Below are 19,368 nucleotides of genomic sequence, written 5' to 3'. Positions count from 1 at the left end.
GAACCGGCCGCTGTCCACAATGATGCCGCCGATGCCCGTGCCGTGCCCGCCGAACCACTTGGTCAGCGAGTGCACCACGATGTCCGCCCCGTGGGCGAGCGGCTGCGTGAGGTAAGGGGTGGAGAAGGTGGCGTCCACAATTAACGGCAACCCATGTTGATGGGCCACTTCCGCCACCTTCTCCAGATCGGTGATCTCCAGCGCAGGGTTGGAGACAGATTCCACAAAGACCGCCCGGGTTTTGGAGTCAACCGCCGCGGCAATCTCCTCCACCTTGTTGGAGTCCACAAACTTCACCTGGATGCCCAGCGCGGGCAGGATGTTGCTGAACTGTGTGTAAGTCCCGCCGTACAGGTTCCGCGCGCTGATGATGTTGTCACCCGCCTGGGCGAGGTTGATGATGGAGTAGAACACCGCACTGGTGCCCGAGGCCACGCCCAGACCGCTGAGCGGGTGCGAGCCCTCCAGCAGGGCCACGCGCTTCTCCAGCACATCCGTGGTGGGGTTCATCAGCCGGGTGTAGATATTGCCCAGCTCCTTCAGCGCGAAGAGATTCGCCGCATGCTCGGAGGATTTGAAGACGTAGGAGCTGGTTCGATAGATCGGCACCGCACGGGCCAACGTGGTGGGATCCGGCTCATGGCCGCCGTGGAGGCAGAGGGTTTCAAGTTTCATAGGTGAAGAAGAAGCATTAATTTTTGCACAGCCCGCCATTCCGCTAGAGATCCGGGGGAATGTCAAGCCGCGCCCCCACCCGCGTGGCCTCCTCCACCTCGATAAGGCGCCCCGTCTTCACGTCATACACAAAGCCGTACACCGGGATGTACCCGGGAATGAGGGGATGCTGCCGGATGCGCAGCACGTCATCCACCACGCTCTGCTTTTCATCCTTGAACGTGAGGAAGTTCGTGAACTGCGCTGCCTTGCTCCCCGGCGTCAGGCCCAGATCCTTCCAGCCATCGGCGTCCAGCTCCGCCTGGTCCAGACTGGAGGCCAGCAGCTCTCGGATGATCTCGTCCGTAAACAGCGCCATGCCGCAGTTCGTGTGATGGATCACAAAGAATTCCTTCGTGCCCAGCAGCTTGTAGCTGATGACCAGGGACCGCAGCGCATCATCGCTGGCGCGGCCCCCGGCATTGCGGATCACATGCGCATCCCCCTCAGACAGCCCCGCCAGCTTGGCCGGGTCGATCCGGGCGTCCATACATGTTAATACCGCGAACTTGCGTGCCGGCGGCAGGTGGAGGTTGCTGAGATCGCCAAAGCGGCTGGAGTAATTGTCGTTGGCCTTGAGGACCTCTCTGAATGTTACGCTCATGTGGCGGGGGAGTGGGAAATGAGTCCGTGGTCTCGCCCAGCAAGGGGAAAGCGACAGACGCATTGGCCTGGCCCATCCGGGGGAAACCCGTGAATTGTCCACCTCCAATGGTATGGTCGGCACTAATTCACATTGAATTAGTGTAGATTACAAGGCAGGCTGCGCCGCGCAAGCAAAAATCTCCGGAAACGGCACATCGCCCTCCGCCTGAAACTTTTGGCTTTATGGCGGGATATGCGCCTGGCTCCGGGCGACAAACGCCGGGCGGCTGGGGAGCAATCGCCCTCCGTCAGGTATCGAATGGACAAGGGTCTGGACATCTCTATGTCGATGCCTCAGAACCAGTTTGGATAGGAAGCCGGGGGGGTTGGGAGGCATCTTGAGGCTGGACAAGGCAGGAGGTGGTTGTGAATCGAGATTCACAACCGACAACCAACGCCGTCTGGACTCAAAAGGACCGCAACCCGGAGGGGTAGATCTCAGCCTCGGCGAAGCCTCTCTTATCTTAATCCCTTAATTAATCCTGCCACACCCAGATGTTTTTATCCAAACAGGTTCTCAGTCAGCCCAACCTCAGCTGCGACTGCTGGCTCTTTTATCCAAACAGGTCCTCAGGCCCGTTCCGCGACGGTGCCGACGGAGTGCTGGGATGCAGTTGTTCTTCTGGGAGGGAAAGTGCTCATGGGTTGCGGCGTCCGCCCCATGAAGACTTTGACCAGGTATCCAGGTTTGAGAAAGCGCTGCGTTTGGCAAATAAGAGCGCCAGTCCCAGTCCAAAGAGCAAGGCGCTGCCGGGCTCAGGCACGGCGATCACATTGCTGTCCATGGTGACTGCGCCATTCAATGCCAGTGCCCGGCCATCGATCGTGGCGCCCGTCGTCAGCGTGATGGAAGTGAACGCCAGAATGCTGCCGGCGAATTCAGAGCCGGTGCCCAGGGTTGCGGAGCTTCCGACTTGCCAGAAGACGTTGGATGCCTGGGCACCGCCCATGAGCAGCACGGTACTGTTCGCGGCGGTGATCAATGTGGAGCCTGCTTGAAAGATCCACACGGCATTGGGGTCGCCCATGGCGTCAAGCGTCAGCGTACCGGTGATACCGAACGAAGTGGGATCATTATAGACTCCCGGTCCCAGGGTCAGCCCGCCCAGATCAAAGATCGGACCATAGATGGTCGTGGGCAATCGTCCGAGAGCATCGGCATAACCGATGACGAGGTCATTCTTGGCACCTTGCGTGGTGGCATCACCCGCATGGTTGGTCCCGTTCAAGGTGACAGTTTCGAATCCCGTGATGGTGGCAGTGGGGAAGGAACCGACATCTCCTGTGATGGTGGTGGGGCCCGTGTTGGTGATGCCTGAGCCAGCCAGAACGGCAAAGTTTGCCGCTGTCCCCAGGTCCACCGCTTGGGCGCGTGCGGCTTGGTGAAGGCCCAGCAGTAGCGCTATGACGATGAGGCCCATCCAGCGCCGCCCGACACGTGTTTCGCCTCTGATAAATGTAGGGTATGCGCCAATCATAGGTTCGAATGTTCAGGGTTGATGGCAGTAGCTTGTCACCCGGGGGCAACGTGGTGTCTTGACCAGCGCAGACACGAGTCTCTGGACCCTGATTCGAACCGTGCGGCCTCTCTGGCAAGGGTGCTAGAGAGAGGCCGTTTATGCGATTGTTGTCAGTTTGTGTTTTTCACGCTTTGACACAATTACTCTATTCACCAGATATCGGTCTATGGGGTGAATACCCCATGGACCCGCCCTGAAGTTTATGCATTTCCTCACATCCAACAAGATATGGAGCAACCATTGTCCTGAAGCGCTGCCGTTCTTCTGAGAACTTGAGCACCGCGCAAACCCGCAGGTGAAAAACGTGACCTATAGGCCTTGAGCATCACCGAGCCCGACAATGTAGCACCCTCAGAACCTGTTTGGATAAAAACGCTGGGTGTGTTGCGGGGCATTTTGAGTCTGGACAAGGCGCGAAGAGGGCGTGAATCGAGATTCACAACCGATGAGCAACGCCGTCCAGGCTCAAAAGGACCGCAACCCGGAGGGGCAGTTCTCAGGCTCGCGAAGCCGCTTTTATCTCATTCCCTTAATTGAACCTGCCACACCCGGATGTTTTTATCCAAACAGGTTCTCAGTCCCAGGATTAGCTGGGGTGGAGTCCGCAGGCACCTGGCCCTACACACCGAGCACTTCCTCAACCGCCGCTTCTGGATCCAGCGCGTTCTCTCTCAACCACTCAGGATTGAAGAGCTTCGACTGGTACTTGTGCCCGGAGTCACAGAGGATCGTCACAATCGTCTGCCCCGGTCCGCCTGCAATCGCCTGCCGCACGGCTCCGGCAACATTGATGCCGCTGGACAAGCCCACGAAGATCCCTTCTTCCCGCAATAACTGGTAAACGATGCTGAGAGCTTCCTGATCGGGAATGCGGAACGCGTTGTCCACCTTCAGGCCTTCGAGGTTCTTGGTCACGCGGCCCTGGCCGATGCCTTCGGCGATGGAGTCGCCGTCATCGGTGTCCGTGTTGCCGTTCGTGAACCAGGACCACATGGCCGCGCCATAGGGATCGGCGCATACAGCCTGCACCGCAGGGTTGCGTTCCTTCAGATAGTTGGACGTGCCCGCGAGCGTGCCGCCCGTCCCGACCGACGCCACAAAGGCGGTCACGGTACCGGCAGTCTGTTCCCAGATCTCCGGCCCGGTGGTGCGGTAGTGGGCATCGCGGTTCGCGGTGTTGTCGAACTGGTTGGCCCAGAACCAGCCGTTCTCCCCGGCCAGACGCCGGGCGATGTGATTGTAGTTCCCAGGATCTTTGTACGGCTTGGCCGGCACGGGGCGCACCTCTGCGCCCAGGGTGCGCAGCAGGGTGATCTTCTCCGGAGCCTGGGTATCAGGAATCACAATCACGCTCTTGTACCCGCGTGACTGCCCGATGACAGTGAGACCGATGCCGGTGTTCCCCGCAGTGCCTTCCACGATGGTCGCGCCGGGCTGCAGGGCACCGGACGCCTCCGCATCCGTGATGATGCCCCAGGCGGCGCGGTCCTTCACGGACCCGCCGGGGTTCATGTACTCTGCCTTCCCCAGGATCTCGCACCCGGTCAGTTCTGAGAGTTTCTTCAGTCGCAGCAGGGGAGTCTGGCCCACATGATGATCCACGCCGTAGTAGGTTGGTTTGCTCATTCGAGTGAGGGGGGAGGGAAAGGAGATGAATAAATAAACTAGATGGACCAGGCCGGAGCAGGGTTTTTCCGCACGCTCTTGTCGAGGATCTTGAGCTGTTTCTCCTCGTAGATCACGAGCGAGTCCGGCGGCACACTGTTCATGAGAAACACGTTCGCGCCAATGGTTGAGTTCGCGCCAATCACCGTTTCCCCGCCCAGGATGGTCGAGTTCGGGTAGATGGTGACGTTGTCCTCCACATCCGGATGGCGCTTGAGCCCCTTCACCACGTGGCCTTCCTCGTCTTTGATGAAGGTGCGCGCGCCCAGCGTGACGCCGTGGTAGATGCGTACGTTGTTGCCGATGCGGCACGTCTCGCCAATGACGATGCCTGTGCCGTGGTCGATGAAGAAATGACCGCCGATGCTCGCACCGGGGTGGATGTCGATGCCCGTGCGGCTGTGGGCCCACTCCGTCATCATGCGCGGGATCATGGGCGCGCCCAGTCGGTACAGGCGATGCGCCAGACGCTGGATGGAGATGGCCTCAATGAAGGGGTAGGAGAGGATAATTTCCTCGTGACTGCGCGCGGAGGGGTCGTTGTTGTACGCCTCCTCGATGTCCGTCTGCAGGATCTCGCGCACGATGTGCAGGGCCTTGCAGAACTTCTGCAGGATTGGCGGCGTCTTGCCCGTGGGTTTCTTGGGATTGCCCACGCGCACGCTCTTGCGCACCTGGTCCTCCAGCCGCAGCATCACATCCGCCATACGGCTGGCCGTTACCTCAGCCAGCGTGCCGTGGTGCACCACGTCTTCATCATGAAAGCCGGGAAAGAGGAGCTGCAGCAGCCCCTCGCAGATCTCACCCACCGCCCGCTTGGAGGGCATGTTGTGAGAGTCGCTGTTGTTCAGTCCGCCGAATTTCTCATAGGACGCCAGCAGATTGGGCACGTGCTCACTGTACGGGAGCGCGGGCACATCTGGGCGGGGCGGCTGCACAGTCGGGTGGGTGTTCGGGGCCGGGGCACTCATGCACGCGTCACTTGTTCCACGGGGCCTTCGCCAGCAGCAGACCCATGCCGCACCAGTCCGTGATGCCGGCAAACACCAGGCCTGCGCCGACAAAGGCCGACAGACCGAAAAATCCTGGATGCACAAACCAGCCCAGCACGACGCCTGTGAGCACGAGCGAGCCCGCACCGATGCGGACCTGCCGCTCCAGGCTGATCACTCCGGATTGACCGCGGGTCACCGGCAGGCCGGCATTCACCCAGCCCTGGGTGCCCCCTTCCACCACGATGGCATTCTCATAGCCCTGGCTGGCGAACTTCTCCGCCGCACGCGTGGCACGTCCGCCTGACTGGCAGAGCACATACACGGGCTGGTCCTTGGGCAGTGTGCTGCCTTCCACCAGGGCCTTGGGATCAAGACCATCCAGCGGCAGGTTGCGGGCCTGGGCCACATGCACGGCGTTGTACTCGGGAGGCGTCCGCACATCGATCACCGCCAGCGCGGGATCAGCCGTGAGGCGTTGGTTCAGTTCAGCGGGAGAAATGCTTTTCATGATGGAAGGGATACGAAACTGCGGCTCAGTTTCGGGGCAGTTCGTGCAGGGCTTCGATGAGTTGGTCGATTTCGGCAAACGTATTGTAGAATGCCACCGACGGCCGCACCGTGCCTTCCACGCCAAAATGGCGCAAGGCTGGCAGGGCGCAATGGTGACCTGCCCGGACTGCGATGCCGCGCTGGTCCAGGTGATCGGCGATCCGCTTGATGGGGATGCCCGGGATGACGAACCCGAAGACGCTGGCCTTGTTGAACGCCGTGCCGATGGGGCGCACGCCGGGCACGGTGGCCAGGGCCTCCGTGGCGTACTCCAGAAGCGCGTGTTCATACGCGGCAATGCCGGGGATGCCGGTGCGCATGAGGTAGTCCACCGCCGCACCCAGACCCACCACGCCTGCGATATCGGGTGTACCTGCCTCGAACTTCTCCGGGGCGTGGTTGTACACCGTCTTCTCAAACGTGACGTCCTGGATCATGTGTCCTCCACCCTGCCAGGGCGGCATGGACTCCAGCAGATGCGACTTGCCATAGAGCGCGCCGATGCCCGTAGGGCCGAAGACCTTGTGCCCGGAGAAGACGAGGAAGTCCGCATCCAGCGCCTGCACGTTCACCGGCAGGTGCGGGGTGGACTGCGCCCCGTCCACCAGCACCGGGACTCCCCGGCTGTGGGCGATGGCGATAATTTCCTCGACCGGGTTGATCGTGCCCAGCGCGTTCGACACCTGGGTGATGGAGACGATCTTGGTCTTGCTGTTGATCAGCCGCGGCACTTCTTCCAGCAGCAGCTCGCCACGGTCATTCATGGGAATGACGCGCAGGTTCGCCCCCACCTGGCGGGCCAGGAGCTGCCAGGGCACGATGTTCGCGTGGTGCTCCATCTCAGACACGAGGATCTCATCCCCGGCCCCGATGTTCTGCCGCCCATAGCTCTGCGCCACGAGGTTGATGCCCTCCGTGGTCCCACGGACAAAGACGATCTCCTTCTTGTCCGCCGCACCCAGGAACTGGCGCACTTTCTCACGGCTGGCTTCGAAGAGCTTCGTGGAACGTTCAGCCAGGGCATGGGCCGCCCGGTGGATGTTGGAGTTGTCCCGCCCGTAGAAGGACGAGGTGGCATCAATCACGCTCTGCGGCTTGTGGGTCGTGGCCGCGTTGTCCAGCCAGATGAGCGGATGCCCGTTCACCCGCTGGTGCAGCGCGGGGAAATCCCGGCGCACGCTCGTCACGTCGAACTCCTTTGAGACCGGCGGGGCATTCACCTTTGGCAGGCCGGAGGCCACCAACGGAGAGTCGGTGCCACGCAGCCCTTCTAGGAAATAAAGACCCGGAAGACCGCTTTCCACCGGCGTTTCATCCCGCGGCGTGGCGTGATCGCCACCCGAGCGGGAAAGCACCCGATTGGGCGAGCCGTCGCTGTTCCCCGTGATGCGGGGTGAGAAAGACGAGCCCTGGTTGCGGGGTTCGCCAAACTCATACGAGTCATCCTCGCCCGCCTCATGCCCGCCAGAGTCCAGCTCGGTGGAGGCCTGGTGCGAGTTCGTATTCGGCTCTGCCGCCACCACCGTGGGGTGCACAGGCGGCGGCGCGCTGGAGGAGGAGGACGAGGCAGAAGGGAACCCGCCGTTCAGGCCATTGGCCTTCGGTTCAGAGGACGGTTTTGACTCCTGAACCGGTGCCGCCGCGGCCCCGAAGGGATCCGATGGCAGCCAGGGCAAATGCGCCCCGGACCCCGCCACGGTCTGCGGCAGGGAGACAGGTGCATTCGCTTGCGGAGCAGCCTTCACGGGACCCCCATCACGGAACGCCTCACTGACGAGGCGCGAGATGAGGTCCGTGTCCACCCCGTCCCGACCGATGGCCCCCAAGAGGCCATCCGGCAGGGGAAGATCGAGGTCAGGCCTTGGCTGCGTCATAATCGTGATAGCGGTTCACGGCCACATCATCCAGGCGGGCGATTGCGTCCTCACCCAGCACGGCGGCGGAGAAGTAGCGGGTCACCAGGTGGGAGGCGATGGAGTTCTCGTTCGTGCCCATGTAGCGCACGGAAAGGCCGGGCTCGATCTCGCCCGTCACACCGGCTTTCTGCAGGCCCACCACCCCGCGGTGGTTCTCACCCACACGCAGCAGGAGCACGCTGGTCTTGCCTTCTTCGCTGATCGGGATCTTGCTGCTCGGGATGAGCGGCAGGCCGCGCCAGGTGATGAAGGGCGAGCCAAAAAGCGTCACCGTGGGTGGCGGCACCCCGCGCTTGGTGGCCTCACGGCCAAAGGCGGCCACGGCCTTGGGGTGTGCGAGGAAGAAGGCAGGCTTTTTCCAGACCAGGCTGATCAGCTCGTCCAGATCATCCGGCGTCACCGTGCCCTTGCGGGTCACGATGCGCTGCTGCGGGGCCACCACATTGAGCAGGCCCACATTGGCATGGTTCAGGAGCTCCCACTCCTCACGCTCCTTCACCGCTTCCACCGTCAGGCGCACCTGTTCGCGCAGCTGGTCGATCCGGTTGCTGTAGAGGTCCGTCACGCGGGTGTGCGTGTTGAGCACCGTCTGGATGGTGTTCAGGTGGTACTCATGCGGATCATCTTCATAGTCCACAAAGGTGGCCGGCAGCCTCGGTTCGCCGGTTTCCACCGTCAGGAGGTCCACCGTGGGGCCGTCCTGGCGCTGGAGCACGCGGTTCACGCGGTACACACCGCCGTCCACGTCCACATAGGGGAGGAGTTTTAGGAGCCAACGCGGCGTGATCTCCTGCCATTGCGGCGGGGTGACGGTGGCGGTGGCGAGATTGCGCGCCGCCCGGGCGCTCAGAGTGGGTTGATGGGTGTCGCTCATGGGACAATAGTTATATCAAGGGTGCGCAAGATTGACGGGAAGCGGTTCGAGCCAAGTTTTTCCAAAGAAATCAATATGTAGAGTTGGTGAATCTACAGTGGCGGAGTAGGGAAAAGGGGAGAGGGGTAAGGGAAGAGGGAGGGGAACCACTGATTGACACTGATGGAACGCTGGTGAATACAGGGGAAAGTGGAGTGGGGGAGTATTGGAGTGAGGGAACCGCTGAGGGACTCTGACTCGACGCCAACGAATGCGGGATGAGGAGCTGTTCGAAGCTGTTCGGAGTACAAACTTTAGTTTGCTCAGTCGATCAGGGGTGAGGCGTCCTGAGCAAACTAAAGTTTGAACGACAAACAGAGCCTCGCAGGCCGGGGCTCAGGCTTGAAGTTTGACGGTTGAATTTTTAAGTTTGCCCTACCCTCCCCATCGCCTCCTTTCTCCAAGGCCCCCTCGCAAGCCCTCGAACCCGAAGGGTTCACCATGCATAGCCATGGGTGAAGCGAGCGGAGCGAGTGCAACCCATGGACCCCGCGGTCGGTGCTTCTACCGCGGAGCGGTAGGCCCATGGGGTGCAAGTTGTTGACAATGTGATTCACGGGAAGGGCGTTGCAGGGGCTGGCTTCGCGACGGGCCTACCGCTCCGCGGTAGCGTGCCCAGTTGTCTGTTCCATGGGTAGGCCTCGTCACCTCGGCCGACCCATGGCTACTGTTGGCGAACCCTCCGGGTTCAGGAAATGCGGAATGACGAACCAGGGCTCAACCGGAGATGGCGCGTCGCTTAACGGGAAGCTCCATTCCTAATTCATCATTCATAATTCCTAATTTTTCTCTCACCGCGCATAAATCTGGTCAAACACCCCACCATCCTTGAAGTGCACCTCCAGCGCCTTCTTCCAGCCGCCGAGGATCTCATCGATCGTCACCAGCTTGATCTCCGGGAAGCTCGCGGCGTGTTTCTTCAAAATCTCGGGGTTGGCGGGGCGGAAGTAGTTCTTCGCCGCCACTTCCTGTACTTCATCGGTGAAGAGGTAATCAAGGTAGGCCTTGGCCAGGTCCGTGGTGCCGTGCTTCTTGGCCACGGGCTCCACGATCGCAATCGGCGCATCCGCCAGGATGCTTTGCGGCGGTACCACCACATCGAACTTGTCGGCGCCCAGCTCACGGATGGTCAGGTGGACTTCGTTCTCAAAGGTCAGCAGCACATCGCCAATCCCGTTTTGCGCGAACGAATTCGTCGCACCACGGCCGCCGGTGTCGAGCACGGGCACGTTGGCGAAGAGCTTCTTCACAAAGTCCTTGGCCTTGGCTTCATCGCCGCCCTCGTTCTTGATCGACCAGGCCCAGGCACCCACATAGCTGTAGCGGCCGTTGCCGGAGGTCTTCGGGTTCGGGATGATGACCTGCACGCCTGACTTCACCAGATCCGGCCAGTCCTTGATGCCCTTGGGGTTGCCCTTGCGCACCAGGAACAAGATCGTCGAAGTATAAGGAGAGGCGTTGTGGGGGAACTTGGTGCGCCAGTCCGCGGCCACCAGGCCCGCGGGTACGAGCAGGTCCACATCCGTGCTCTGGTTGAAGGTCACCACATCCGCCTCCAGGCCGTCCAGCACGGCGCGGGCTTGTTTGCTAGAACCGCCGTGGGACTGGTCCACCTGCACGGTGGCACCGCCCTTGGCCTTCCAGAAGGGGATGAAGAGGTCGTTCACCTGCTTGTAGAACTCCCGCGTCACATCGTAGGAGCTGTTGAGCAGGGCGGGCTCGGCAGCGTGGGTCAGACCGGCGCCCAGCAGCAGGCTGGAGGCGAGCAGGGTGCGCCGGACAAAGTCACGACGGAAGAGGGGGGCGGGGGAGGTGTTGCTCATGGTATGATGGCATGGTGAGGGCGGCAGGAGCCGCACGGGGCGGTCCTGAACGCGATGGATGGCAATGACGAAAGGGGCTTCCCGGGAGGGCCCGGGGCGAAGTGGTTAAGGGAAACTATTCAACTTCAATGAAATCGGCCACGAACTCGTTCACCGGCTTGTCCCGGAGCTCATCCGGCTTGCCGATCTGCTGGATCTCGCCGTCGCCCAGGATCACCACGCGGTCAGCCAGTTCAAAGGCCTCGTCCTGGTCGTGGGTCACGAAGAGGGTTGTGAGCTTGATGGAATCATGAAACTCGCGCAGCCAGCGGCGCAGTTCCTTGCGCACCTTTGCGTCCAGCGCGCCAAAGGGCTCGTCAAGCAGGAGCACCTGCGGATTCACCGCCAGGGCGCGGGCCAGGGCCACACGCTGGCGCTGGCCACCGGAGAGCTGGGTGGGAAAGCGGCGGCCGTACTCAGGCAGCTGGATCTTCTCCAGCAGTTCCTGCACGATCTGCTTCTGCCTCGTGGAAGAAGGGCGGGAGCGGCGCGGCATGACCTTCAGGCCGAAGGCGATATTGTCCGCCACCGTCATGTGGTTGAAGAGTGCGTAGTGCTGGAACACAAAACCCGCCTTGCGGGCATAGGCGGACTGGAAGGTGACCTCACTGCCGTGGAAGGTGATGGCGCCTTCGCCCTCGTTCGGGAATTCCAGGCCGGCGATGATGCGCAGCAGGGTGGTCTTGCCTGAGCCGCTGGGGCCGAGGAGGGCGACCAGTTCCCCGGTCTCCACCTGCAGGCTGATGTCCTTCAGCACGTTGGTCTTGCCGAAGTCCTTGCTGATGTGGTCGATCTTGATGCTCATGAAAAATGGAAAGGAAAAAGGTGGACTAGGCTACAGGGCGGCGTTGCGCAGCGCACGGTCTGCGAACCAGGTGGTGGCGGACTTGATGACCAGTGTCAGCAGGGCCAGGAGGGCCAGAAGAGAGGCAACCGCAAAGGCAGGGACGAACTGATACTCGTTATACAATACTTCGATGTGGAGGGGCATCGTGTTCGTCTGATTCCGGATGTGACCGGAAACCACCGACACCGCGCCGAACTCGCCCATGGCGCGCGCATTGCACAGGATGATGCCGTAAATGAGGCTCCACTTGATCTTCGGCACCGTCACGCGCCAGAAGGTGCTCCAGCCATTCGCCCCCAGGGTGAGCGCGGCCTCTTCTTCTGCACGGCCCAGAGCCTGAAGCTGTGGCGTCACCACGCGGGCTACGAAGGGGAAGGTGACGAAGACCGTGCTCAGCACGATGCCTGGCAGGGCGAAGATGATCTTGATGTCCTTCTCAAACAACCACGGGCCCAGCAGACCCTGGCGGCCAAAGAGGAGCACATAGATGAGACCCGCCACCACCGGCGACACCCAGAGGGGCAGCTCGATGAGCACGCTCAGCAGTTGTTTCCCGCGGAAGCGAAAGTGCGCCACGCACCATGCTGCGGCCAGGCCGAAGACGGTGTTCAGTGGCACTGCGATGAGCGCGACCTTCAGCGTCAGCCAGATGGAGTGCGTCGTGGCGCGGTCTTCAAAGACCTTGAGATACGCCTCCCAGCCCTTGCGGAAGGCTTCCTGGAAGACCAGGGCCAGCGGCAGGACGAAGAAGACGAACAGGAATCCCAGAGAGAGGATGAGCACCGTCGCCTTCATCCACAGCGGATCGCTGGTGGCGCGTCGGGCGAGCTGGTTGCGGGCAATGATACGGGCGCGCGTCGCGTCCTCACCACTGGGGAGATTGAGTTGGGCAATACCGGCCATGAAAAAGAGGAGTCAGAATCAGTGCAAAATCAGCGCGCCGTGCGCTTGTTGTTCCAGCTCTGCAGCAGGTTGGAAAACAGGAGGATCAGGAAGGAAATAACCAGCAGGATGAAGCCCAGGGCGGCCGCTCCGTTGTAGTTGTACTGCTCCAGGCGGGAGACGATGAGGAGCGGGGCGATCTCCGTCTTGAACGGCATGTTCCCGGAGATGAAGACCACGGAGCCGTACTCACCGACCGCGCGGCCGAAGGCCAGGGTCATGCCGGCCAGCGTGCCGGGCAGGATGGTGGGGAAGATCACGCGCCAGAAGGTCTGCCAGCGGTTCGCCCCCAGGCAGGCCGCCGCCTCCTCCACCTCCAGGGAAAGGCCCTGGATGATCGGCTGCACCGTGCGCACCACGAAGGGGAAGCCGATGAAGATGAGCGCGATGGTGATGCCCGTGGAGCTGTAGGCCGCCTTGAACCCGATGGGTTCGAGGAGATTCACGACCCACTGGTTGGGCGTCTCCACCCAGCTCACATACAGGTTCTTCAGCCCGCCGGGGCTCAGGATCTTGCCCAGCCAGCCATTCGGCGCGTACAGGGTGCACAGGGCGATCCCCGCCACGGCGGTGGGCAGGGCAAAGGGCAGGTCCACCATCGCATCCAGGATGCGGCGACCGGGGAAGGAATAGCGCTCCAGCGCCCAGGCCGTGAGCACGCCAAAGAAGCCGCACACCAGCGCCGCGTAGAAGGAGGTGGTGAAGCTCAGCTCCAGAGAGGCCAGCACCCGCTTGTCTGTGAGCGTGGAGGTGAAGATCTCCACGCCTCCCCTGGAGGACTTCCACGCCAGGGCCGCGAACGGCGCCAGGACGATGATGCTGAGATAGGTGATGGTGTATCCCAGAGAGAGTCTGAAACCGGGAAGGACGTGTCGGGTGCGGGCCATGTGTGTTCTTTAGAGATTGGGAGCGTAGGCGTGCAGGAGGCGGTACTCGGCGAGGATGGTTTTTACGGCGATGACCGTGGCCGCGACCTGCTTCTCCAGCGGGGCGTGACCGGGGGTTTCAAAGACGATCTCCATCGCCTTCGGGCGTTGTTCAGGCGGCGCGCTGAGCACGCCCTGGTAGCCTTCCTTGATGATGCCGGACTTCGCCAGGAAGCCGTCAATGAGGTGGTGGTTGTTCAGCGGCAGGATTTTGCTGGCCGCCTGGAGCGCCGGCTGCAGCACCTCCTCGCTCAGGATGGTGCCGCTCACGAAGCCATACAGGCCGTCCTGCTCGTCATCCGTGTGCAGGGCGATGATGGCGTCGTATTTCTCACGGCGCAGCTCGCTTTCCAGGTACACCACCTCCGGCTCCTGGGAGCCGCTCCAGAACTCGCGGTTCAGGTCCAGATCACGCCAGGAGTGGCGCGTCTGCAGGCGGTGGCCGGAGGGATTGCAGATGGGATAGAGGTGCAACTCGTAGTCCTGCAGCTCCTCCGGGTCATTCCACGCCCAGCGGAGCAGTTCGTATGCGGCATCGATGCCCGCCTGCTCGTCACCATGAAGACCCGCAAAGATGCCCACCTTCAGCGTGTCCTGCCCGCGCGAGGGCTTGCAGACCAGCTTGGGGATGAAGGAGGGTTGCGCCGCGGCTGTGCGTTTGCTCAGGCGGCTGACATAGCGTTCTTCGTAAGTGGCGAGTTTCAGGGCGGACATGGTCTTTATGCGGCAACTTTGTTTCTGGCTTCTTCGGCTAATGCGGTGGAGAGGTAGCGTTCGCCGGTGCTACATCCGACCGTCACAATAAGCTTGTTCTTGTTCTCCGGCCTCGCCGCCACCTGAAGCGCGGCCCACACATTGGCCCCGGTGGAGATGCCCACCAGGATGCCTTCCTCCGTGGCGAGGCGGCGGGCGGTTTCGATCGCGTCCTCATTGGTCACGCGCACCACTTCATCGATGATGTTGGTGTTCAGATTCTTCGGCACGAAGCCGGCCCCGGTGCCCTGGATCTTGTGCGGGCCCGGCACCACCGGCTCACCTCTCAGGGTCTGGGAAATAACGGGCGAATCATTCGGTTCCACGGCGATGGAGCGGAACTCGGGCTTGCGGCCCTTGATCACCTCACTCACGCCCGTGAGCGTGCCACCTGTGCCCACGGCGGCCACGAAGATGTCGATCTCACCGTCCGTGTCGGACCAGATCTCCTCGGCGGTCGTGCGGCGGTGCACTTCTGGGTTTGCAGGGTTGTTGAACTGCTGCGGCACCCAGGATCCGGGCGTCTCGGCCGCCAGCTCCTCAGCGCGGCGGATCGCTCCTTTCATGCCGTCCTTCGCGGGCGTCAGCACCAGCGTGGCTCCCAGCAGGGCCAGCAGCGTGCGGCGCTCCAGGCTCATGCTTTCCGGCATGGTCAAAATGATGGGGTATCCCTTGGCCGCGGCGACAAAGGCCAGGGCGATGCCCGTGTTGCCCGAGGTGGGCTCGATGATGGTCGCTCCGGGCTTGAGTTCGCCCGTCAGCTCGGCCGCCTCGATCATGGCGCGGCCGATGCGGTCCTTCACGCTGCCCAGCGGATTCTTGAACTCCCCTTTGATCGCGATCGTGGCGGGCAGTCCGGCAGCAATCCGGTTGAGTTTGACCAGAGGTGTGCGGCCGACGGTTTCAACGATGTTGGGGTAGAAGGACATGGGTAAGTTTTCCGATTTGAAGGGTTATCTTTTGGGTGATTGAGGGCCGCCGGTTTCCCGGCGGCCCCTTTTTCCAACCAACCAACTCTCACACGGCACTACTGATACTGAAAAAACGAAACTGCATGCGGAGCAGAGCTCCCTTATTTGGCGGGCGTGTAGATCTCGTCGAACGTGCCGCCATCAGCAAAGTGGGTCTTGGCCGCCTTCACCCAGCCACCGAAAGCCTCGTCGATGGTGAAGAGGTTCAGCTTCGGGAAGGTCGCGCCGTACTTGGCAGCGGCTTTCTCGGAGCGGGGGCGGTAGAAGTTCTTGCCGGCGATGTCCTGGCCTTCGTCAGAGTAGAGGTACTTGAGGTAGGCTTCGGCCACGGCGCGCGTGCCCTTCTTGTCCACGATCTTGTCCACCACGGCCACTGAGGGCTCAGCGAGGATGCTCAGGGAGGGGACGATCGTCTGGTACTTGGTGGCGCCGAATTCCTTCTGCACGAGGAAGGCCTCGTTTTCCCAGGAGATGAAGACGTCACCCAGTTCACGCTGCACGAAGGTGTTCGTGGAGGCGCGGGCACCGGAGTCGAGCACCGGCACGTTCTTGTAGAGCTTCTTCACGAACTCCTTGGCCTTGTCATCGCTGCCGAACTTGCGCTTGGCGAACTCCCAGGCGGCCAGGTAGTTCCACTGGGCGCCACCGGAGGTCTTCGGGTTCGGGGTGATCACGGACACGCCGTCCTTGATGAGGTCATCCCAGTCCTTGATGCCCTTGGGGTTGCCGGCACGGACGATGAAGACGATCGTGCTGGTGTAGGGGGCGGAGTTGTTCGGGAGGCGCTTCTGCCAGTCGGTGGGCAGGAGGCCGGCCTTGTCGGCGATCGCGTTCACGTCGTTGGCCAGGGCCAGCGTCACCACGTCGGCTTCGAGGCCGTCGATGACCGCACGGGCCTGCTTGCCGGAACCACCGTGGGACTGGTCGATCGTGATGTCCTTGCCCGTCGTGTCCTTCCAATGCTTCGCAAACGCCTTGTTGAACTCCACATAGAGCTCACGGGTCGGGTCATAGGAAACATTCAGCAGACCTTCTGCGAAGAGGGAGGAGCCCAGCACGCCGGTCGCCGTCAGGGCGAGCACGGATTTGAGGAAGAATTTCTTGTTCATGTTCTGGAGGTGTTGTGTTTTGACTTTGAATTTTTGAAGGGGGAAAAAGCGGGGTCATTTTTTTCGGGTGGAGGCCGGGATTGCTCCGGCGAAGGGGGCGGTGGGCTTAGAAGGAGAAGCGGACGCCCGTCAGGTAGGTCCAGCCGCTGTAGTCACCACCGTTGCCGCCGCCGTCCACGTCAGCGTACTCAGCACCGCCGAGTACCTTCAGCTTGTCGCCGTAAATGAAGTACTGGAAGCCGAGGTAAGCTGCGTTGTAACGATCGCCACGTCCGCCACCGGTCAGGTTGGGGGCGTTGCGCTCATAGCGGCTCTGGGCATACACAGCGTCCGGACCATCGCCATCCGCGAAGGAGTAGCGGCCCACGAGCTGAAGCTTGTCGGGGACAAGGTCAAACGTCGGCTGGATGAAGAAGCCCCATGCGTCATCGGCCTGGCCGGTGCCGGCGAAGCCTTCCACCACGAGACCGATGCGGCCGTCCTGCACCCAGAAGGTGCTGGAGAACAGATCTTCATAGCGGTTCAGGATCGTGCTTCCGGCTTCGATCTCGCTGTGCAGCCAGTCAAAGCGCCAGTCAGCTTTCTTCACGCCCAGGGCTTCCTTGAAGTCGTAGCCGAAACCAGCACCAAAAGCGATGCCACCGTCGAACTGACCGAACTCCTCGTCGATGTCATTGGAGTAGACACCCGCCTGGTAGGTGAAGTTGCCAATCTTGCCGTCTGCGATCGCACCCACCACGCGGTCCACGCGCAGCTGGTTGAAGATCTGGGAGCGCTCAAAGGTCGGCTGGTTGTTCGTGGACTGGAGGAAGTCGTAGTAACCGATCTGGGGCTTCTGGCGGCCCAAGGTCAGGTTGAACTCCTTCGAGGGGCGCCACTTGATGTAGGCATCCACGAGGCCGTTGTAGAAGGGGTCAAAGCCGTCGGAGCTCTGGGCATCCAAACGAACGTCGAACTGGTTGAAGAGCTTGGCGTCGAAACCGAAGCGGGAGCGACGGTCTTCCCAGCTGTCTTCATCACCCTGGTCGGAATCCACCCAATGATACTGGCCCTGGTAACGGCCGCGGAGCTTGAACTCCTGGATGATCGGGTTGTCCTTGTTCTTGTAGAGCGTGGCGAGTCCCCAAATCTTGTCGTAGAGGGATTCTTCCTTCTCTTCCTTCTGGACGGTGGTGCTCCCCTTGCCGGAGGAGGTGACGATTTCGCCGGCCTGGGCTCCAACCGTGAGGGAGGTCACGGTGAGCGCCAGCAGCGCCTGGCTCTTGATGGTGTTGCGGAATTTCATGCGGTTGTTGTTGTGCTGATTAACTTGAGGGATGCGGCGGCTCCGGGGTTCCGGTGGCACACAAGCACGTACTGGCTCGGGTTGATGCCTCCGGGGATGCGGTCGGCAAAGACGTCAAGGTCTGAACTATCTGTCGGGAGTGGAGGTAACAGTGAACACACAGGCGTCGTGGGACGCTTCGGCAGGCACTGTTTGTTTCCTTGAAACCTCCGGTATTCCGGTCAGTCCCTTGGGCGCGGGCGGTGTATTTTTGCCGCGCTAATAATGAATCAACAAACGGTCAACTGGCTGTCTTGAGAAGGATCAGGCATGGCGGTCAGGCCCGCTTTTTGATGGAGGCCTGGGCACCGTTCACGGCATCAGGGAGGCGCGTCTTCTCGGTGCTTTCCACCTGGGTGACGCGGCCTTCATGGACAACGATCTGGACGGATCCAAAACGCATGGCATCCACCTTGCGGCGGACGATTTCAACCCACGCTTCAGTGGCGAGGTCATTTTCAACGGAGTAGCTCATGGGGAGGATTAGAGAGGGTTCTGAGGTTTGGTGAGAAGCGTGAGAAAACCGTCGAGAGGGTCCGCGTGTCGTACGCGGCTGGGTTTGGTAACTCGTTGGGTGGTTTTACTCTTGGCAGGCTTTTCAGATTCGGCTTCGAAGGGCAGTTGCACGCCGTCTCGCTCCATCTTGCGGAGGGTGACGGAGACGACATCCGCCAGGGTGTAACGGTCGAGGATTTGGGCGATGGCATTGCGCACATCAATCATCAACATCCGGAGACCGCAGTGGTGCTCGTCAGGACACGTACATCGTTCGTAGTCGGTCTCACTCGCACATCCGATCGGGGCCAGCCGGCCGTCGATAAGACGGACCACTTCACCGATCGTAATCTCCACTTGTGGCTTGGCCAGGCGGCATCCGCCTTCCTTGCCTCTCTTGCTTTCCACATAACCTGCCAGTCGGAGTTCCTGAAGAATGTTTTCAATGAACTTGAACGGCAGGTTCTCGCCCTCAGCCAAATTCGAGACGGAAACGACATCCTTGCCCTGCCGTTGAGCAATGCCCAATCGGATAAGGGTTCGGAGGGCATATTCGCCTTTTTTGGTGAGGTGCATGCGCAATGTATAAGAGTTCAATCTACATAGCGCAAGTAGGAATTGAATTAAATCTGCATGTAATCCTATCGGGTTTGTGGGAAATGTGGGTGGAAAGCGGGAGGGAGGGAGTGTTGGAGTTGTGGAATATTGGGTTAAATCATTGAGGATGAGTGTATTGTGTTGGGGTGGATTGATGGAGGCTGCGCGCCCTCGTTCCCCGGAACTTCCACCGTCTGGCGACGCGGTCGCTGCGGAGTGCGCGCGTGAAGCGCCGCTTTGCGGGCCTTTTTGGGGAATTAAAACCGGAAAATCAGAGCAGGGGCGGTGGGAATTGGGGGGTGAGAAGACGTTGCAATGAGGGTCAACGGGATGTCATCAACGCTGCCCATACCCTCAAACTCACCCCACGTTGAATGACTCCGGGCCTTTGGCCCTCAGAGCTGCTTGTTACATCAAACCTGGGGCGCTGCTCCAGGCTGGCATGAGACCGGGCCCTTGGCCCTCATGATCGGCTTGCGGTGGGGGCATGCATTGTTCGCACGCCTTGTGAAGATCGCATGGTCGAGGGTGGGCCCTCTTCGTACCCGTGGCTCCATCCCCAGCCTGAATGACGCCGGGCCTTCAGCCCTCAAAACTTCTTCTTACCCCATAACCTGGGGCGATG

General features: G+C 61.2%; 17 protein-coding genes and 1 pseudogene. All 18 read right to left on the bottom strand.

Annotated elements, in window-relative coordinates; translation table 11 throughout:
* The coding region (locus tag BV034_RS27935; RefSeq protein WP_265593551.1) for an aminotransferase class I/II-fold pyridoxal phosphate-dependent enzyme at positions 1–675 on the bottom strand (675 nt) is incomplete at its 3' end.
* Between the two features lie 43 nt (positions 676–718).
* Complete coding sequence (locus tag BV034_RS27930; protein ID WP_050030240.1) at positions 719–1,318, bottom strand: carbonic anhydrase; 600 nt, start codon at positions 1,316–1,318, stop codon at positions 719–721.
* Between the two features lie 679 nt (positions 1,319–1,997).
* The gene (locus BV034_RS27925) at positions 1,998–2,780 is read right to left on the bottom strand and encodes an ice-binding family protein (RefSeq protein WP_050030239.1); all 783 of its coding nucleotides are present in this window, start codon (positions 2,778–2,780) and stop codon (positions 1,998–2,000) included.
* Positions 2,781–3,497: 717 nt separating this feature from the next.
* A complete protein-coding gene (locus BV034_RS27920) occupies positions 3,498–4,505 on the bottom strand; it encodes a cysteine synthase A (RefSeq protein WP_050030238.1) in 1,008 nt (335 codons plus the stop codon).
* Positions 4,506–4,543: 38 nt separating this feature from the next.
* On the bottom strand, positions 4,544–5,515 hold the full coding sequence (gene epsC / locus BV034_RS27915) for a serine O-acetyltransferase EpsC (protein WP_265593550.1): 972 nt from the start codon (positions 5,513–5,515) through the stop codon (positions 4,544–4,546).
* A gap of 7 nt (positions 5,516–5,522) precedes the next feature.
* Positions 5,523–6,047, bottom strand: coding sequence for a rhodanese-like domain-containing protein (locus tag BV034_RS27910; RefSeq protein WP_050030237.1), 525 nt, complete (start codon positions 6,045–6,047; stop codon positions 5,523–5,525).
* A 25-nt stretch (positions 6,048–6,072) separates the two neighbouring features.
* Entirely contained in the window at positions 6,073–7,962 is a 1,890-nt protein-coding gene (locus tag BV034_RS36755; RefSeq protein ID WP_081888166.1) for a cysteine desulfurase, read from the bottom strand.
* Complete coding sequence (locus BV034_RS27900) at positions 7,943–8,878, bottom strand: family 2A encapsulin nanocompartment shell protein (RefSeq protein ID WP_050030236.1); 936 nt, start codon at positions 8,876–8,878, stop codon at positions 7,943–7,945. Before BV034_RS27900 ends, BV034_RS36755 begins: the two co-directional genes overlap by 20 nt.
* Before the next feature lie 830 nt (positions 8,879–9,708).
* Positions 9,709–10,740: a sulfate ABC transporter substrate-binding protein gene (locus tag BV034_RS27895; RefSeq protein ID WP_050030235.1), complete on the bottom strand. Its 1,032-nt coding sequence runs from the start codon at positions 10,738–10,740 to the stop codon at positions 9,709–9,711.
* 127 nt (positions 10,741–10,867) lie between these two features.
* A pseudogene (gene cysA / locus BV034_RS27890) lies at positions 10,868–11,584 on the bottom strand (sulfate ABC transporter ATP-binding protein); the annotation flags it as partial.
* Between the two features lie 30 nt (positions 11,585–11,614).
* Positions 11,615–12,529 carry a sulfate ABC transporter permease subunit CysW gene (gene cysW / locus BV034_RS27885; protein ID WP_265593549.1) on the bottom strand — a complete coding sequence of 305 codons (915 nt, stop codon included), beginning with the start codon at positions 12,527–12,529 and terminating at the stop codon, positions 11,615–11,617.
* Positions 12,530–12,558: 29 nt separating this feature from the next.
* Complete coding sequence (locus tag BV034_RS27880) at positions 12,559–13,455, bottom strand: sulfate ABC transporter permease subunit CysT (RefSeq protein ID WP_050030233.1); 897 nt, start codon at positions 13,453–13,455, stop codon at positions 12,559–12,561.
* Positions 13,456–13,464: 9 nt separating this feature from the next.
* Positions 13,465–14,208, bottom strand: coding sequence for a succinylglutamate desuccinylase/aspartoacylase family protein (locus BV034_RS27875; RefSeq protein ID WP_050030232.1), 744 nt, complete (start codon positions 14,206–14,208; stop codon positions 13,465–13,467).
* Between the two features lie 5 nt (positions 14,209–14,213).
* Positions 14,214–15,176: a cysteine synthase A gene (gene cysK / locus BV034_RS27870; RefSeq protein WP_050030231.1), complete on the bottom strand. Its 963-nt coding sequence runs from the start codon at positions 15,174–15,176 to the stop codon at positions 14,214–14,216.
* Between the two features lie 143 nt (positions 15,177–15,319).
* A complete protein-coding gene (locus BV034_RS27865; protein WP_050030230.1) occupies positions 15,320–16,327 on the bottom strand; it encodes a sulfate ABC transporter substrate-binding protein in 1,008 nt (335 codons plus the stop codon).
* A gap of 106 nt (positions 16,328–16,433) precedes the next feature.
* Positions 16,434–17,612, bottom strand: a complete 1,179-nt coding sequence (locus BV034_RS27860; protein ID WP_050030229.1) for a porin — start codon at positions 17,610–17,612, stop codon at positions 16,434–16,436.
* A 316-nt stretch (positions 17,613–17,928) separates the two neighbouring features.
* Positions 17,929–18,126 (bottom strand): YezD family protein, encoded by a 198-nt coding sequence (locus tag BV034_RS27855; RefSeq protein ID WP_050030228.1) that lies wholly within the window; start codon positions 18,124–18,126, stop codon positions 17,929–17,931.
* A gap of 8 nt (positions 18,127–18,134) precedes the next feature.
* A complete protein-coding gene (locus BV034_RS27850; RefSeq protein ID WP_050030227.1) occupies positions 18,135–18,722 on the bottom strand; it encodes an Rrf2 family transcriptional regulator in 588 nt (195 codons plus the stop codon).
* Positions 18,723–19,368 lie beyond the last annotated feature (646 nt).

It is taken from the genome of Verrucomicrobium sp. BvORR034 (assembly GCF_000739635.1).
Lineage (GTDB): Bacteria > Verrucomicrobiota > Verrucomicrobiia > Verrucomicrobiales > Verrucomicrobiaceae > Verrucomicrobium.
This window is presented reverse-complemented; position numbering and strand designations above follow the sequence as displayed.

What these genes read in the sequence shown, in the direction of transcription:
- cysW (WP_265593549.1), bottom strand. Translation starts at nt 12,529, where the DNA reads ATGGCCGGTATTGCCCAACTCAATCTCCCCAGTGGTGAGGACGCGACG.
- BV034_RS27865 (WP_050030230.1), bottom strand. Translation starts at nt 16,327, where the DNA reads ATGAACAAGAAATTCTTCCTCAAATCCGTGCTCGCCCTGACGGCGACC.
- BV034_RS27925 (WP_050030239.1), bottom strand. Translation starts at nt 2,780, where the DNA reads ATGGGCCTCATCGTCATAGCGCTACTGCTGGGCCTTCACCAAGCCGCA.
- BV034_RS27930 (WP_050030240.1), bottom strand. Translation starts at nt 1,318, where the DNA reads ATGAGCGTAACATTCAGAGAGGTCCTCAAGGCCAACGACAATTACTCC.
- BV034_RS27855 (WP_050030228.1), bottom strand. Translation starts at nt 18,126, where the DNA reads ATGAGCTACTCCGTTGAAAATGACCTCGCCACTGAAGCGTGGGTTGAA.
- BV034_RS27875 (WP_050030232.1), bottom strand. Translation starts at nt 14,208, where the DNA reads ATGTCCGCCCTGAAACTCGCCACTTACGAAGAACGCTATGTCAGCCGC.
- BV034_RS27895 (WP_050030235.1), bottom strand. Translation starts at nt 10,740, where the DNA reads ATGAGCAACACCTCCCCCGCCCCCCTCTTCCGTCGTGACTTTGTCCGG.
- BV034_RS27900 (WP_050030236.1), bottom strand. Translation starts at nt 8,878, where the DNA reads ATGAGCGACACCCATCAACCCACTCTGAGCGCCCGGGCGGCGCGCAAT.
- cysK (WP_050030231.1), bottom strand. Translation starts at nt 15,176, where the DNA reads ATGTCCTTCTACCCCAACATCGTTGAAACCGTCGGCCGCACACCTCTG.
- BV034_RS27850 (WP_050030227.1), bottom strand. Translation starts at nt 18,722, where the DNA reads ATGCACCTCACCAAAAAAGGCGAATATGCCCTCCGAACCCTTATCCGA.
- BV034_RS27910 (WP_050030237.1), bottom strand. Translation starts at nt 6,047, where the DNA reads ATGAAAAGCATTTCTCCCGCTGAACTGAACCAACGCCTCACGGCTGAT.
- BV034_RS36755 (WP_081888166.1), bottom strand. Translation starts at nt 7,962, where the DNA reads ATGACGCAGCCAAGGCCTGACCTCGATCTTCCCCTGCCGGATGGCCTC.
- epsC (WP_265593550.1), bottom strand. Translation starts at nt 5,515, where the DNA reads ATGAGTGCCCCGGCCCCGAACACCCACCCGACTGTGCAGCCGCCCCGC.
- BV034_RS27880 (WP_050030233.1), bottom strand. Translation starts at nt 13,455, where the DNA reads ATGGCCCGCACCCGACACGTCCTTCCCGGTTTCAGACTCTCTCTGGGA.
- BV034_RS27860 (WP_050030229.1), bottom strand. Translation starts at nt 17,612, where the DNA reads ATGAAATTCCGCAACACCATCAAGAGCCAGGCGCTGCTGGCGCTCACC.
- BV034_RS27920 (WP_050030238.1), bottom strand. Translation starts at nt 4,505, where the DNA reads ATGAGCAAACCAACCTACTACGGCGTGGATCATCATGTGGGCCAGACT.